Source organism: Phenylobacterium sp., assembly GCF_035539035.1.
Taxonomy (GTDB): domain Bacteria; phylum Pseudomonadota; class Alphaproteobacteria; order Caulobacterales; family Caulobacteraceae; genus Phenylobacterium.
This window is the reverse complement of sequence record NZ_DATLJI010000015.1, coordinates 262,584-277,791: the sequence shown is the minus strand read 5'-3', so window position 1 is coordinate 277,791 and position 15,208 is coordinate 262,584. Positions and strand designations below refer to the sequence as shown.

The 15,208-nt window shown below is 71.1% G+C and carries 11 protein-coding genes; 7 read left to right on the top strand and 4 right to left on the bottom strand.

Features of this window, described 5'->3' with window-relative positions:
- The first annotated feature begins 120 nt into the window (after positions 1-120).
- The 3 genes from VM685_RS13320 to VM685_RS13310 all read left to right on the top strand — a co-directional run bounded on the left by VM685_RS13320 (position 121) and on the right by VM685_RS13310 (position 5,188).
- A complete protein-coding gene (locus tag VM685_RS13320; protein WP_325460645.1) occupies positions 121-1,647 on the top strand; it encodes a TolC family outer membrane protein in 1,527 nt (508 codons plus the stop codon).
- Positions 1,648-1,758: 111 nt separating this feature from the next.
- Positions 1,759-2,349 carry a DUF2497 domain-containing protein gene (locus VM685_RS13315; RefSeq protein ID WP_325460644.1) on the top strand — a complete coding sequence of 197 codons (591 nt, stop codon included), beginning with the start codon at positions 1,759-1,761 and terminating at the stop codon, positions 2,347-2,349.
- 172 nt (positions 2,350-2,521) lie between these two features.
- The gene (locus VM685_RS13310) at positions 2,522-5,188 is read left to right on the top strand and encodes a valine--tRNA ligase (RefSeq protein WP_325460643.1); all 2,667 of its coding nucleotides are present in this window, start codon (positions 2,522-2,524) and stop codon (positions 5,186-5,188) included.
- Positions 5,189-5,196: 8 nt separating this feature from the next.
- Here VM685_RS13310 and VM685_RS13305 read toward each other — a convergent pair whose 3' ends face one another.
- Together VM685_RS13305 and VM685_RS13300 are read right to left on the bottom strand one after the other, a co-directional pair.
- Complete coding sequence (locus VM685_RS13305; protein ID WP_325460642.1) at positions 5,197-6,219, bottom strand: PepSY-associated TM helix domain-containing protein; 1,023 nt, start codon at positions 6,217-6,219, stop codon at positions 5,197-5,199.
- Positions 6,219-8,318 carry a TonB-dependent receptor gene (locus VM685_RS13300; protein ID WP_325460641.1) on the bottom strand — a complete coding sequence of 700 codons (2,100 nt, stop codon included), beginning with the start codon at positions 8,316-8,318 and terminating at the stop codon, positions 6,219-6,221. The genes VM685_RS13305 and VM685_RS13300 overlap by 1 nt, the downstream gene beginning before the upstream one ends.
- A gap of 168 nt (positions 8,319-8,486) precedes the next feature.
- On the opposite strand from VM685_RS13300, the gene VM685_RS13295 reads away from it, so the two are divergent.
- Both VM685_RS13295 and VM685_RS13290 read left to right on the top strand, forming a co-directional pair.
- Positions 8,487-10,247 (top strand): class I adenylate-forming enzyme family protein, encoded by a 1,761-nt coding sequence (locus tag VM685_RS13295; protein ID WP_325460640.1) that lies wholly within the window; start codon positions 8,487-8,489, stop codon positions 10,245-10,247.
- Complete coding sequence (locus tag VM685_RS13290) at positions 10,244-10,987, top strand: TlyA family RNA methyltransferase (RefSeq protein ID WP_325460786.1); 744 nt, start codon at positions 10,244-10,246, stop codon at positions 10,985-10,987. The genes VM685_RS13295 and VM685_RS13290 overlap by 4 nt, the downstream gene beginning before the upstream one ends.
- Positions 10,988-11,024: 37 nt before the next feature.
- Here VM685_RS13290 and VM685_RS13285 read toward each other — a convergent pair whose 3' ends face one another.
- Complete coding sequence (locus VM685_RS13285) at positions 11,025-11,684, bottom strand: glycine zipper domain-containing protein (RefSeq protein ID WP_325460639.1); 660 nt, start codon at positions 11,682-11,684, stop codon at positions 11,025-11,027.
- A 139-nt stretch (positions 11,685-11,823) separates the two neighbouring features.
- Here VM685_RS13285 and VM685_RS13280 point away from each other — a divergent pair, with 139 nt between their 5' ends.
- Both VM685_RS13280 and VM685_RS13275 read left to right on the top strand, forming a co-directional pair.
- Positions 11,824-13,098: a class I SAM-dependent RNA methyltransferase gene (locus tag VM685_RS13280; RefSeq protein ID WP_325460638.1), complete on the top strand. Its 1,275-nt coding sequence runs from the start codon at positions 11,824-11,826 to the stop codon at positions 13,096-13,098.
- 20 nt (positions 13,099-13,118) lie between these two features.
- On the top strand, positions 13,119-14,123 hold the full coding sequence (locus VM685_RS13275; protein ID WP_325460637.1) for an LLM class flavin-dependent oxidoreductase: 1,005 nt from the start codon (positions 13,119-13,121) through the stop codon (positions 14,121-14,123).
- Here VM685_RS13275 and VM685_RS13270 read toward each other — a convergent pair.
- Positions 14,120-15,199 carry a PA0069 family radical SAM protein gene (locus VM685_RS13270; RefSeq protein ID WP_325460636.1) on the bottom strand — a complete coding sequence of 360 codons (1,080 nt, stop codon included), beginning with the start codon at positions 15,197-15,199 and terminating at the stop codon, positions 14,120-14,122. The two genes, VM685_RS13275 and VM685_RS13270, sit on opposite strands and share 4 nt — an antisense overlap.
- Positions 15,200-15,208 lie beyond the last annotated feature (9 nt).

Sequence of the window (15,208 nt, the reverse complement as noted above, 5' to 3'; positions counted from 1 at the left end):
CCTTGAAACACCGACGAAACCTCGGAGTGAAAAAAGCTTAAGGTGACGCCTGGTTGGTCTTGGCCCTAGGGGTTGCATATAGGGCTACAGTCTCTCTCGCCTAAATATCGGGGATATCGAATGTCGAAGAGCCTTCGCGGCCGTCTCGTCGCCGCGATCTTCAGCGTGGGGGCCGCCGGCGCGATCGCCGCGCCCGCTGCGGCCGAGACCCTCGCCGACGCCATCGCCATGGCCTACGAGTCGAACCCGACCCTGCAGGCGCAGCGCGCGACCCAGCGCGCGCTCGACGAGACCTTCGTGCAGGCCCGCTCCGGCTGGCGGCCGACGCTCAGCCTGAGCGGCCAGGCGACCTACACCGAGAGCCGAACGCCGGCCGAGGCGCTGTCTCGCCTGGGCCAGCGGACCATCGAGGAAGGCAACTCCGCGACCGCCGGGCTGTCCTTCTCCCAGCCGATCTGGACCGGCGGCCGCGTGGCCGCGGCGGTCTCGGCCGCCCAGTCCGACATCATGCAGGGCCGCGAGAACCTGCGCCGGATCGAGTCGCAGGTGATCGGCCAGGTCGTCCAGGCCTACGCCGACGTCCGCCGCGACCAGGAAGCCCTGCGCATCCGCCAGGAGAACGTCGCCGTGCTGCAGCGGCAGCTGGAGGAATCGAACGCGCGCTTCGAGGTCGGCGAGATCACCCGCACCGACGTCGCCCAGTCGCAGGCCCGCCTCGCCGCCGCCCAGTCGCAGCTGCAGGTCGCCGAGGCGCAGCTCGGCAACAGCCGCTCCAACTACGCCGCCGCGGTCGGCCGCAATCCGGGGACCCTGGAGCCGGAGCCGTCGCTGGCCTTCCTGCTGCCGCCGACGGTGGACGAGGCCTTCACGGTCGCGGACTCCTTCAACCCGCAGCTCCGCGCCCAGCAGTTCGCCGAACAGGCGAGCCGGGCCCGCGTCGCCGGCGCCCGCGCCGAGCGCATGCCGACGGTGTCGGTGAACAGCGGCCTGGTCTTCGGCGGCCCCGCAGAGCCCTTCGATCGCGACCTCTATGCGCGGGAATTCACGGCGCGGGCGACCGTGACGGTGCCGCTGTTCAACGGGGGCCTGACGACCTCGCGCATCCGGCAGTCCATCGAGCGCAACAACGCCGATCGGATCAACATCGAGACCCAGCGGCGCACCGTGCTGCAGCAGGTCACCCAGTCGTGGAACCAGCTGATCGCCGCCCGCGCCAATATCGGCTCCACCGCCGAGCAGGTGCGCGCCGCGCGGATCGCCGCCGAAGGCACCCGCCAGGAGCAGCAGGTCGGCCTGCGCACCACCCTGGACGTGCTGAACGCCGAGCAGGAACTGCGCAACGCCGAGCTCTCCCAGGTCAGCGCCCGTCGGGACGAGTACGTGGCGGCCGCGTCCGTGCTCTCGGCCATGGGCCGGCTCGAAGCCCGCAACCTGATCCCGACGGAGCCGCAGTACGACGCCAAGGCCAACTTCCGGAAGCTGCGCATCACCTGGGGCTGGGTGCCCTGGGAGGAGCCGATCGCGATCATCGATCGCACCGTCGCCGTGCCGCCGATTCCGCAGCCCAAGGACAAGCCGGTGGAGGCCCCCATCGCGCCAGGCCTGCAGCCGCCGCCCGTCAAGGCCGCCGCGCCCCAGCCCCGCTAGGCCACTTCGCCTGAGGCGCGAATTCGTCGCGCCGCACAAATTGCGCGATCGGTCGGGCGCGCTTACGCTAGGGGCTTAGGGATTCTCACTCTCAACGGCGGTCTCCAGCCCATGTCCGAGCAGACTTCGCAAGAACCGACCATGGAGGAGATCCTGGCCTCCATCCGTCGGATCATCTCCGAGGACGAGGCTCCGGCCGCCGAGGCCAAGGACACCCCGCCGCACGGCGACGAGCCGCCGACCCCGGTGGAGGCCGAGCCGGAGCCGATGGCCGAGGCCGCGCCGGAGCCGGAGCCTGAGCCCGTCCCCGAGCCTGAGCCGGTCGCCGCTGCGCCCGAGCCAGCCCCGGTCGAGGAGGACGACGACCTCCTCGAGCTGACCGACAAGGTCGAGACCCACGGCGACCTCGACGTCTACACCCCGTCCGCGGCCCCGCCGCCGGAGCCCGCGCCCGAGCCGGCGGCGGCCGCCGCCGAGGTCGCGCCGCTGGTCAGCGAGCGCGCCGCCTCGGCCGCCGCCTCTGCGTTCGATCGCCTCTCCCAAACCATCGCCATGCCGGCCGACGGCCGGACCCTCGAGGACGTGGTTCGCGAGCTGCTGCGTCCGCTGCTGCAGCAGTGGCTCGACGACCATCTGCCGGCCATCGTCCAGACCGCCGTCGAGTCCGAGGTCGAGCGCATCGCCCGCGGCCGAGTGCGCTAGGCTTTCCACCGCTCATCCCCGCGAAAGCGGGGACCCAGGTGTTTTTGTGCTAGTGAGCCTCCAAGCTCGCAGGCCGCGGTCAGCCCTTTGCTGAAAACGGAAAAAGCCTGGGTCCCCGCTTCCGCGGGGATGAGCGGAATTGTATTGGACCGCGCCAGCTAGAAACCGCTCCATGCTCGAAAAAACCTTCGATCCCAAGACCGTTGAACCGCGCCTCTACGCCGCCTGGGAGGCGTCGGGGGGCTTTGCGCCCACGGACGACCCGGCCGCCGAGCCGTTCTCCATCGTCATCCCGCCGCCGAACGTGACCGGTTCGCTGCACATCGGGCATGCGCTGAACAACACCCTGCAGGACGTGCTGATCCGCTTCGAGCGGATGCGTGGCAAGGCCGCGCTGTGGCTGCCCGGCACCGACCACGCCGGCATCGCCACCCAGATGGTGGTGGAGCGCCAGCTGGCGCAGCAGGGCAACCAGAGCCGCCGCGACCTCGGCCGCGAGGCCTTCGTCGCCAAGGTCTGGGAGTGGAAGGCCGAGTCCGGCGGGACGATCGTCAACCAGCTGCGTCGCCTCGGCGCCTCCTGCGACTGGTCGCGCGAGCGCTTCACCCTGGACGAGGGGCTGAGCGCCGCCGTCCGCAAGGTGTTCGTGACGCTCTACAAGGAAAAGCTTATCTACCGCGACAAGCGGCTGGTGAACTGGGACCCGCACTTCCAGACCGCGATCTCCGACCTAGAGGTCGAGCAGCGCGAGGTCGACGGCCACTACTGGCACTTCGCCTATCCGCTGGAGGACGGCTCCGGCGAGATCGTCGTGGCCACCACCCGGCCCGAGACCATGCTGGGCGACACCGCCGTAGCCGTGCACCCTGGTGACGAGCGCTACAAGCACCTGATCGGCAAGTGCGTGCGGCTGCCGATCGTGAACCGGCCCGTGCCGATCATCGCCGACGAGTACGCCGACCCCGAGAAGGGCTCGGGCGCGGTGAAGATCACCCCGGCGCACGACTTCAACGACTTCATGGTCGGCAAGCGCAACAACCTGCCGATGATCAACGTCTTCGACGACTTCGCGAAGGTCAACGACAACGCGCCCGTCGAGTACCGCGGCCTCGACCGCTTCGCCGCCCGCAAGAAGGTCGTCGAGCAGTTCGAGGAACTGGGCCTGCTGCGCGGCATCGAGAAGACCCGCCACATGGTCCCGCACGGCGACCGCTCGGGCGTCGTCGTCGAGCCCTACCTGACGGACCAGTGGTACGTGAACGCCGAGGTGCTGGCCCGCGACGCCATCAAGGCGGTGGAGACCGACCGCACCGTCTTCGTGCCGAAGCACTGGGAGAAGACCTACTTCGAGTGGATGCGGAACATCCAGCCGTGGTGCATCTCGCGCCAGCTGTGGTGGGGTCACCGCATCCCGGCCTGGTTCGGGCCGGACGGGAAGGTCTTCGTCGCCGAGACCGAGGACGAGGCCAAGCGCCAGGCCCGCGAGCTCTACGGCCGCGACGAGCCGCTGAAGCAGGACGAGGACGTCCTCGACACCTGGTTCTCGTCCGCGCTGTGGCCGTTCTCGACGCTCGGCTGGCCGGAGAAGACCGAGGACCTGCGCCGGTTCTATCCGACCCACACCCTGATCACCGGGTTCGACATCATCTTCTTCTGGGTCGCCCGGATGATGATGCAGGGGCTGCACTTCATGGGCGAGGTGCCGTTCAAGCGGGTGTTCATCAACGCGCTCGTCCGCGACGCCTCGGGCGCGAAGATGTCCAAGTCCAAGGGCAATGTCCTGGACCCCCTGGAGCTGGTGGACGACTTCGGCGCCGACGCCCTGCGCTTCACCCTGACCGCGATGTCGGGGGCCGCGCGCGACATCAAGCTCTCGCGCCAGCGCATCGAGGGCTACCGCAACTTCGGCACCAAGCTGTGGAACGCCACGCGCTTCGCCCAGATGAACGGCTGCGCCCGCGCCGAGGGCTTCGACCCGGCGCAGGTGAAGGGCGTCCTGAACCGCTGGATCGTCGGCGAGACCCAGCGGACCGCGAAAGTGGTCACCGAAGCCCTCGCCGACTGCGGCTTCGACCAGGCGGCGGACGCGCTCTACAAGTTCATCTGGCGCCAGTTCTGCGACTGGTACGTCGAGCTCGCCAAGCCGATCCTCACCGGCGAGGACAAAGCGGCCAAGGCTGAGACCCAGGCCACCGCGGCCTGGGCGCTGGACCAGATCCTGCTCCTGCTCCACCCGGTCATGCCCTTCCTCACCGAGGAGCTGTGGGGCCAGACCGCCGACCTCGGCGCGGCCCGGGCCCACACGGGCTTCCTGATGACCGCGCCCTGGCCGGAGCTGCCGGACACCCTGGTCGACGCGGGCGCCGACGCCGAGATCGAGCTGCTCATCGAGAGCATCTCCGAGGGCCGTTCGGTCCGGTCCGAGCTGAACGTGCCGCCGTCCGCCCGTCCGCCGCTGCTGGTGGTCGAGGCGAGCGAGGCGCAGAAGAAGGTGCTGTCCGAGAGCGCGCCGCTGATCGCGCGCCTGCTGCGTGTCGAGGAGGTCCGCTTCGTGGACGCCGCGCCGGAGGGGGCGATCCCCTACGTGGTCGACGGCGCGACGCTGGCCCTGCCCGTGGCGGAGTTCATCGACCTCGCCGCCGAGCGCGCCCGGCTCTCCAAGGAGGTGGCGAGCCTCGCCGCCGACATCGAGAAGACGGCGAAGAAGCTCGGCAACCCCGACTTCGTCGCCCGCGCGCCGGAGGAGGTGGTCGAGGAGAACCGCGAGCGCCTGGCCGAGGCCGAAACCGCCAAGGCCAAGCTGGAAGGCGCGCTCTCGAGGCTGACCGCCGTCGCCTGATCCGCCGACTACCGCCGGGGGAACAGCTTCCGGCGGTAGGACTCCGCGCCGTAGAGCGACAGGGCCGCCAGGGCGAGGCCTGTGAGGAAGGTCACGACCTTCCAGCCCAGCCCGCCGACCTTCGACGCGTGCAGGGGCCAGAAGGCGTTATAGAGCTGCGCCGGGCGGGCCTGGGCCAGGGCGTCGTCGACGGCCGTGATCTCGCTCGTCGCCGGATCGATCCACACCGTGGTGCGGCCGTTGGCGTGCCACTCGTCCGCCTGCCGCACCCGGATGACGGCGGGCTTTCCCGGACGGGGGAGGGCGGCGATGCGGATCTCAGATCCCGGGAAGCGCGCCTGCGCCGCCGTGAAGGCCTTCGTCCAATCGACCTCGCCTACGCCTGCCGCGGACGGCGGCCTGGCGCGCTCGAAACCCATGACGGCCGCCGCCAGGTCGTCCAGGGCCACGGCCGAGCCGGTGACGACGATGACGAACGCGACCGGGGCGCTGATCAGGCCGAGGTCCCGGTGGGCGGCCAGCCAGCCTGCGCGGCCCTTCTTTCCCGGCTTCACGCGCCAGGCGAAGCTCCGCCAGGCCGGGACCCAGACCACGAATCCCGTGAGGATCATGGCCGCAGCGAGCAGGCCGACGGCGCCTGCGACCTTGGTCCCGGTGTCGCCGGACAGCAGGTGGTGGTGCAGGTCGAACAGCCAGTCCACCACCCGGCCGTTCTTCGGCCAGCGCTGCACGATCTCCCCGGAGCCCGGCGCCAAGTAGCCGCCGCCGTTCTTGCGCAGCACCTCGTGCACGCCGATGGCCGGGCCGGCGAAGATCACCGACGTCATGTCGGGGAAGGCGGCCTGCGCCGCCACCATGGTCCGCGCGGCTTCCGCCGGCGTGACCTCCACGGCGCGGTCGGCGTGCGGGACGGTCGCCCGCAGCCACTGCGGCTTGAACACCAGGCTCGCGCCCGAGAGCGCCAGCGGGATCAGCAGCAGGCAGAGCGCAAGGCCCGTCCAGGCGTGCAGCTTGCGCAGCACCGCCAGCATCAGAGGGCCCGGGTGAACCGGAACTTCACCGTCCGCGGCGCGCCGACCCCGATCAGGCCGTTGCCGGCGGTGTTCCAGTAGTCCTTGTCCGCAAGGTTCTCGACGTTCACCTGGAAGGTGGTCTCACGCCCGGCGATCTCGCGGGTGAGGCGGGCGCCCAGGTCGAAGGTGGCATAGCCGTCGATGTAGCCCTGGTTCAGCGCGTTCACGGCCCGGTCGCCCGTGTAGAAGACCCCGGCGCTGACGGCGAAGCCCTCGATCCGCGGGATCTCCAGCTCGGCGAACAGGCTGGCGGTCCACTCGGCGGTGTTCTCGGGTCGCTTGCCGATGAGGCGCGTGTCGGCGGCCCGCACCTGCTCCGCGTCCAGCCAGAGCAGGGAGCCGACCAGCGACAGGGTCTCGGTCACCTCGCCCGAGGCCATGGCCTCGATCCCGCGGTACTCCACCTCGCCGTCGAGCACGAAGCGGCGCTCGGCATTGGTGAAGGCGTTGGCGCGGGTGATCTGGAACCACGACACGGAGGCCACGAGGCCGTAGGCCATCTCGGCCTTGACCCCGGCTTCCCACTGCTCGGACTTGGCGGGGGCCAGCACCTCGAAGGCGTTGACCGCGTTGGCGGGGGCGATGCCGCCTTCCTCCAGGCCCTGCAGGTAGGTGCCGTAGAGGCTGAGGTTGTCGAGCGGCTTGTAGATCACGGCGACCGCTGGGCTGGCCTTCGAGGCCGTGTAGATCGTGGGCCGCGCCGCGGTCAGGTTCGAGCGGCTCTCGTACTCCGTCCAGCGCACCCCCGCCATCACCTGCAGCGGACCCCAGGTGATGCGGTCGACAAGATAGGTCCCCTCGTCCTCGATGACCGAGGGGTTCTGGGTCAGGGCGGTGGTCAGCGGCCGGTGCGGCACGTCCCTGGGCGTGAACAGGTTCTGGGCGACGTCGTAAGTCGGGCTCTGGCGGCCGTTCTGCTCGCGCTCGTTCCAGGTCCAGCCGAGGGTCAGCTCGTGGGCGACCGGGCCGGTGTCCACGAGCCCGAACAGTTCGGCGCGCAGGTTCCGGTTCACGTATTTCTGGCCGAAGGTCTGGAAGACCCGCAGCACGCCCTCGCCGGTGACCAGGCTGTAGTTCTGGAACTGGGAGAAGGCGCGGTCGCGCACGGTCTCCGCGCGCCCCGCCTGGAGCTTCACGGCGAACCGCGGCGTCAGGCGGTACTCCGCTGCCGCCAGCAGGTTCTGCGCCCTGGCGTCGTAGTGCTGCCAGTCGCCGGCGAGGTTCAGGGTGTTCCGCGGGACGCCGGGCAGGGTGATGGCGTTGTTCGCCGCCGCGGGCAGGGCGATGGCCGCCGGCTCGGCGATGTCCTTCTCCAGGTACTCGAAGTCGAGGTCGATCTTCAGGTTCTCGATCGGGTCGATGTCGAGGGCGAGCGCGGCCAGCGCCCGGTCGCCGGAGACGTGGTCGACGCCGGTCTCGAGGTGGCCCGCCGCCAGGTTGGCGCGTACGCCCAGCCGGCCGTCCAGAAAGCGGTCGCCGAGATCGACGGAGGCGATGGTCGAGCCGTGGTGGTCGCCGCGCAGGGTGACCTCGGCCACCGGCGACGCGCCCGCCTCGGCGCGCTTGGTGGTCATGTTGATCACACCCGACGGCGGGACGAAGCCGTAGTAGAGGGCGGACGCGCCCTTCAGCACCTCGACGCGGGCCTTGTCCTCGAGCGGCTGCTCGACGAGGTTGATGACGGGCAGGGCGCCGTTCAGCCGGTAGTTGCCCCGGTTCTCCACCAGGATCCCGCGGATGGCGATGTTGTCGTAGGTGCCGCCGGCGAGCTGCGAGCGGGTCACGCCGCCGGTGTTGCGCAGGGCGTCGTAAAGGCCCTGAGCGCCCTGGGCGTCCAGCACCTCCCGGGAGATGACGTTCACGGTCAGCGGGGTGTCGAGGACGCGGGTGTTGCGGAAGGCGCCCGCCTGCACCGCGTCGGCCCCGAAGCCGATCTCGCCGGTGACCACCAGTTCTTCGAGTTCCGGCGGCGCGTCGGCGGCATGGGCGGCGGTGGCCAGGGCGCTGACGCCGGACAGCAGGAGGGGGAGGAGGCGGCGTGCGGCGACGGGGGGCATTGAAACTCTGCAAATGCTTCTGCGAATAACTCGCAGGTACATGGCCCAGCCTGGGGCGTCAATCCGACCGCCTCTTCAAACGCCCGTTTGCCTCCGGCCTTGGGTTATGCTTGTTCACCTACGAGGACGCGGGCCGTCGAGATCCCGCGCAAGCGCAGGAGTGAAACGATGTCCGAGGCCGCGTTGCCGCCGGGTTGGCCCGCCATGTCGATCCAGCAGGCGCATGCGCTCATGACCCAGCCCGGGACGCCGCTGGAGACCGAGGAGAAGGTCATCCACGGCGTGACCTACAAGGTCTGGAAGCACCTGCCGCCGTCCCTGCGGGCCGTCGTCGAGGCCTCCCGCGCGCACGGCGAGAAGGTGTTCCTGGTCTATGAGGACGAGCGGGTCACCTTCGAGGCCTTCTACCGTGCGGTCTCCGCCTTCGCCCGCGAGCTGCAGGCCCAGGGCGTCGGCAAGGGCGACCGGGTCGCGGTCATCATGCGTAACGTGCCGGAGTGGGTGGTCGCCTTCTACGCCGCCGCCTCGATCGGCGCGATCGTCACCCCGCTGAACGCCTGGTGGACCGGCCCGGAGCTGGAGTACGGCCTCACCGATTCCGCCGCCAAGGTCGCCGTCGTCGACGCCGAGCGCCACGAGCGCCTGGTGGAGCATTTCGGCAACTGCCCGGACCTGCTGCGGGTCTACGTCTGCCGAGACCCGGACGAGAACGCCCACCCGTACGTCACCAAGCTGGAGAGCGTGCTGGGCGGTCCGAACGACTGGGCGACGCTGCCCGACCAGCCTCTGCCCGCGGCCGAGGTCGACGCCGACGACGACGCGACCATCTTCTACACCTCGGGCACCACGGGTAAGCCGAAGGGCGCGCTGGCCACCCAGCGGGCGGTGAACACCAACATCCTGACCGCCGCCGCCGCCGGCGCCCGGAGCTTCCTGCGCCGCGGCGAGATGCCGCCGATGCCGGATCCGGAGGCGCCGCAGCGCTCCTCCCTGATCAGCGTGCCGTTCTTCCACGTGACCGGCTGTTTCGCCGTGCTGAACCCCTCGCTGTTCGGCGGGGCCAAGCTGGTGATGATGTACAAGTGGGACGTGATCCGCGCCTTCGAGCTGATCCAGCGCGAGAAGATCATGTCGGCCGGCGGGGTGCCGACCATCGCCTGGCAGCTCATCGAACACCCGGCCCGGGCCAACTACGACCTGTCCTCGCTGGAGGCCGTCTCCTACGGCGGCGCGCCGTCGGCGCCCGAGCTGGTCCGGCGCATCAAGGAAGCCTTCCCGAAGTCGCAGTCCGGCCAGGGCTGGGGCATGACGGAGACCTGCGCCACCGTCACCTCCAACGGCGCCGAGGACTACGCCAACCGCCCCGACAGCTGCGGCGTAGCCGCCGCGGTGGCCGAGATCCAGATCCGCGACGTGGAGGACGGCAAGACCGTCCTGCCGCCGGGCCAGGTCGGCGAGCTGTGGTCCAAGGGCCCGATGAACGCCCGCGGCTACTGGAACAAGCCCGAGGCCACCGCCCAGACCTTCGTCGACGGCTGGGTGCGCACCGGCGATCTCGCCCGCATGGACGAGGAAGGCTTCTGCTTCATCATCGACCGCGCCAAGGACATGCTGATCCGCGGCGGCGAGAACATCTACTGCGTGGAGGTGGAGAACGTCCTCTACGACCACCCGGCCGTGATGGACGCCGCCATCGTCGGCGTGCCGCACCGGACGCTGGGCGAGGAGCCCGCAGCGGTGGTCACCCTGAAGCCTGGGGCCGAGGCCAGCGAGGACGAGCTGCGCGCCCACGTCGCCGAGCGCCTGGCCGCCTTCAAGGTGCCGGTGGCGGTGAAGTTCTGGCACGAGACCCTGCCGCGCAACCCGAACGGCAAGATCCTCAAGAACGAGCTGAAGAAGCTGTTCGAGGACGAGAAGGCCGACGCCTGAGGAAGCGGGCCGACCTGCTCCTGGTGGAGCGCGGCCTCTTCGAGAGCCGCGCCAAGGCGCGCGCCGCCATCGAGGCGGGCGGCGTCACCGCAGACGGGCGGCCGGTGGGCAAGGCCTCCGACCTGCTGGACGAGGCGGCGGTCGTCTCCGCGACGCCTGCTTACCCCTGGGTCGGACGCGGGGCGCTCAAGCTCCTAGGCGCCCTGGAGCTCTGGCCGGTCGAGGTCGCGGGCGGGGTCGTCGTGGACGTGGGCGCCTCGACCGGCGGCTTCACCGAGGTTTGCCTGAGCCGCCAGGCGGCGCGGGTTTACGCCGTCGACGTCGGGCGCGGGCAACTCCACCCGAGACTGGCGGGAGATCCCCGGGTGGTGAGCCTGGACGCCACGGACGCGCGCGACCTCACCCCCGCCCTCATTCCCGACGCCGTCGATCTGATCGTCACGGACGTGAGCTTCATCGGTCTGGCCAAGGCCCTGCCGGCCGCGCTCGCCCTGGCGCGGCCCGGCGCCGACCTGCTGGCGCTCGTGAAGCCGCAGTTCGAGGTCGGTCCCCAGCGGGTGGGGAAGGGCGGCCTCGTCAAGGACGAGGCGGCGCAGGCCGCGGCCCTCGAGGGTGTGAAGGTGTTCCTGGAGGCCGCTGGCTGGAGCGTGCGGGCCAGCGCTGACAGCCCCATCGCCGGCGGCGACGGCAACCGCGAGTTCCTGATCTGGGCGCAAAAAGAAGCGGCCGCCCGCGGTTAGCGGGCGGCCGAGGCCAGATGCTCTTCCGTAGAAGCTCTTAGTCGACGACCTGATAGCGGCCGCGGCTGTCCATGCAGACCCGGACCATGCGGGTCTGGGTGCGGCCGTCCGGCATGTAGACCGGGCTCTCGGCCAGGGTGCAGCCGGAACCGTCGGCGCTGTAGCCCTGGGCCAGGCGATAGCGTTCGCCGCGGCGGCCGTAGGCCCAGGAGCCGTCGTCGTAGGCGCCGCTATAGCCTCGGTTGTCGCCGTAGTAGTCGCGCTCGGCGTAGCCGCGGCGGCCGCCGTAGCTCGGCGCGTAGCCGTAGCTCGGGGCATAGCCGTAGCTCTGGCTGTAGCCATTGCCGTAGTAACTGGACTGCGGCGCGTAGGGCACGGCCCCGCCGTTGCAGGCCGCGCTGCGGTTGCCGACCATGGCCCCGGCGATCGCGCCCACGCCGCCGCCCAGGAGGGCGCCGTCCTGGCGGTTGTTGCGGGCCGCCGCATTGGCGCCCACGGCCGCGCCGATCGCACCGCCCAGCAGGGCGCCGACCACGCCGCGGCCGGTCTGCTCGCGCTTGCACGGGTCGTACCCGCCGCCGGAGCCGTAGTAGCCGTACTGGCCGTAGGGCTGGGCGTTGGCCGCGCCGGCGCTCAGCGCCATGACGCCTGCGACCGCGACCAGCGCGCTCCGGGCGATGGTGGAACGCTTCGACATGAAATCCCCTCTCGAATCCTTCACAGCAGGCCCCTCGGCCGCTTCGGCCCGGTTTATCGGGCTCGCAAGCTGAACGGACGTTGAGCGGCCCGTTCATCTTCGTTCATCTCTCGCGCGCGCAGGCCTGCTAAGAGGCCGCATGCGACGTTCCAGACCCCGGCCCCAGGCGCCTTCCGGCCCGCCCGTCGAACTGCTCATCGAGGCCATGGGCGGGGAGGGCGATGGCGTGGCGGCGGGCGGCGTCTACGCGCCCTTCACCCTGCCGGGGGAGCGGGTGCTGGTCCGCGGCGGCGGCGACCGGCGCGAGCTCGTCGAGGTGCTGGCCGCCAGCGCCGAGCGCGTCGAGCCGCCGTGCCCTCACTTCGGCGTCTGCGGCGGCTGCGCCCTGCAGCACTGGGCGCACGCGCCCTACCTCGCCTGGAAGGTGGAGCGCCTGCGCGGCACGCTGGCCCGCCAGCACCTCGAGGCCGAGTTCCTGCCCGCCTACGCCGCGGGACCGCAGACCCGTCGCCGTTTCGCCCTGCACGCGCGACGGGGGAACCGCGAGGCGGCCCGCGCCGGCTACAAGGCGCGCAAGTCCTGGGACCTGGTGGACATCGCCGTCTGCCCGATCTCCGAGCCGCGGCTGCAGGCGGCGATCCCGGCCCTGAAGCGGCTCGCCGCGCCGCTGTTCGAGCACCCCAAGTCCGCGCCGACGCTCCACTGCACGCTCACCGCCACCGGCATCGACGTGGACATCACCGGCGTCGAGGCCAAGAGCGGCGGGCTGTCGGCCGACGCCAGGATGCAGGTCGCCGAGCGGGCCGCCGAGGCCGACTTCGCCCGCGTCACCCTGGCCGGGGAGGTCGCCTACCTCGCCCGCCTGCCGCAGGTGCGTCTCGGGACCGTCACGGTGAGCCTGCCGCCAGGCGCTTTCCTGCAGGCCACGCTCGGGGCCGAGATCGCCATGGGCGACTTCGTGGCCGAGGCCGCGGCCGGCGCCTCGCGCATCGCGGACCTCTACTGCGGAGTGGGGACCTTCACCTTCCGGCTGGCTGGGATCGCCCAGGTCCATGCGGCCGACTTCGCGCCGGAGGCCATCCAGGCGCTCGGCGCCGCCGTCGCCACGGCCCCGGGCCTGCACGGCATCACCGCCGAGGCCCGCGACCTGGTCCGCCGGCCGGTGCTCGCCGAGGAGCTGAGGAAGACCGACGTGGCCGTCTTCGATCCGCCGCGGGCCGGCGCGGCCGAGCAGGCGGCGGAGCTCGCCCGCTCGGGCGTCGCCCGGGTGATCGGCGTCTCCTGCAATCCCGCCACCTTCGCCCGCGACGCGCGCACCCTCGTCGACGCGGGCTTCCGGCTGGAGCGGGTCCTGCCGGTCGACCAGTTCCTCTGGTCCCCGCACATAGAATTGGTGGGGGTGTTCTCGCGCTGAGCGGCCCCATATTGCGGGGCATGGTTCCGCTCTCCGTCCTCGACCTCTCGCCGATCCTGGAAGGCTCCGACGCCGCCCAGTCGTTCCGCAACACCCTCGACCTCGCCCGCCACGCCGAGCGGCTGGGCTATCGCCGCTTCTGGCTGGCCGAGCACCACAACATGCCCGGCGTGGCCAGCGCCGCCACCGCCGTGGTCATCGGCCACGTGGCGGCGGGCACCTCGAGCATCCGCGTGGGCGCCGGCGGCATCATGCTGCCCAACCACGCACCGCTGGTGATCGCCGAGCAGTTCGGGACGCTCGAGAGCCTGTTCCCCGGCCGCGTCGACCTGGGCGTCGGCCGCGCGCCGGGGACCGACCAGGTCACGGCCCGGGCGCTGCGCCGCACGCTCGCCGGCGACGTGGACCGCTTCCCCCAGGACGTCGTCGAGCTGATGGCCTACTTCCGCGAGGCCCAGCCGAACCAGCTCGTCCGCGCGGTGCCCGGCGCGGGACTGAACGTGCCGGTGTGGGTCCTCGGCTCAAGCCTGTTCGGCGCCCAGCTCGCCGCGGCTCTCGGGCTGCCGTACGCCTTCGCCTCGCACTTCGCGCCGCAGCAGATGGAGGAGGCGATCGCTATCTACCGCGACCGCTTCGAGCCCTCGGAACACCTGGACAAGCCGTACGTGATGCTCGGCCTGAACGTCGTCGCCGCCGAGACGGACGAGGCGGCCCGGCGGCTGTTCACCTCCCTGCAGCAGGCGTTCCTGAACCTGCGCTACGGCCAGCCCGCGCCGCTGCCGCCGCCGGTCGACGACATCGAGGCGCGGTTCGCCAAGCACGGCGTCGATCCGGCCCAGATGGGCGCGCTCGCCAAGGCCGTGGTGGGCAGCCCGGAGACGGTGCGGGCCGGGCTCGACGACTTCGTTCGCGGCCACCGGCCCGACGAGATCATCGTCACCGCCCAGATCTACGACCACGCCGCCCGCGTCCGCTCCTTCGAGATCACGGCCGAGGCCCGCGACGCCCTGGCGAAGGCGGCCTAGAGCCCGAACAGGTCGATCTGGTCTCCCGCCTTCGGCGGGACGCGGAACTGGGTCAGGTCCATGCCGTCGAAGCGGAACTCGAGGTCGTAGCGCTTCTTCGCCGCGGCGAAGCGCTTGGAGAGCAGGTCCGCGATCGGGCCTTCGCCGCGCATCCGCTTGCCCCACTGGCTGTCGTAGTCCTTGCCGCCGCGCATCTGGCGCACCAGCGACATGACCCGGCCGGCGCGGTCGGGGTGGTCGGTCTCCAGCCACTCGCGGAACAGGTCCTTGATCTCCAGCGGCAGGCGCAACGCCACATAGCCCGCGCCGCGCGCCCCGGCCGCGGCCGAGCGCTCCAGGATCGCCTCCAGCTCGTGGTCGTTCAGGCCCGGGATCATCGGGGCGGCCATGACGATCACCGGCACGCCGGCGTCCGCCAGCCGCCGCACCGCCTCCAGCCGCTTCTCGGGCGTGGCGGCGCGAGGCTCCATGGACCGCGCGAGCTTCCGGTCGAGGGTGGTGATGGAGATCGCCACCCGCGCCAGGTTCCGCTGCGCCATCGGTGCGATCAGGTCGAGGTCGCGCAGGACTAGCGCCGACTTGGAGATCACCGAGAAGGGGTGGCTGAAGCGGGCCAGCACCTCGATGACGCCGCGGGTGATGCGCAGGCGCCGCTCCTGCGGCTGGTAGGGATCGGTGTTGCCGCCGATGTGGATCACCTCGGGGACGTAGCGGGGCTTCGAGAGCTCCGCCTCCAGCAGCCGCGCCGCCTCGGGCTTGAAGAACAGCTTCTGCTCGAAGTCCAGGCCGGGTGAGAGGCCCATGTAGGCGTGCGCGGGCCGGGCGTAGCAGTAGATGCAGCCATGCTCGCAGCCCCGGTACGGGTTGATTGAGGCCGAGAAGCCCACGTCCGGGCTGTCGTTGCGGGTGACGATCACCCGGGCGCGTTCGGCCTCCACCGTGGTGGTGAAGGCCTTGGGGTCGGGCTCGTCCGGCGTCCAGCCGTCATCGAAGGCTTCCCGCGCCTGGCTTTCGTAGCGCCCGCTGGCGTTGGAGCGGGCGCCGCGCCCACGGATCTGCTGGGTGAAGGTGGTCACCTCCCCAAC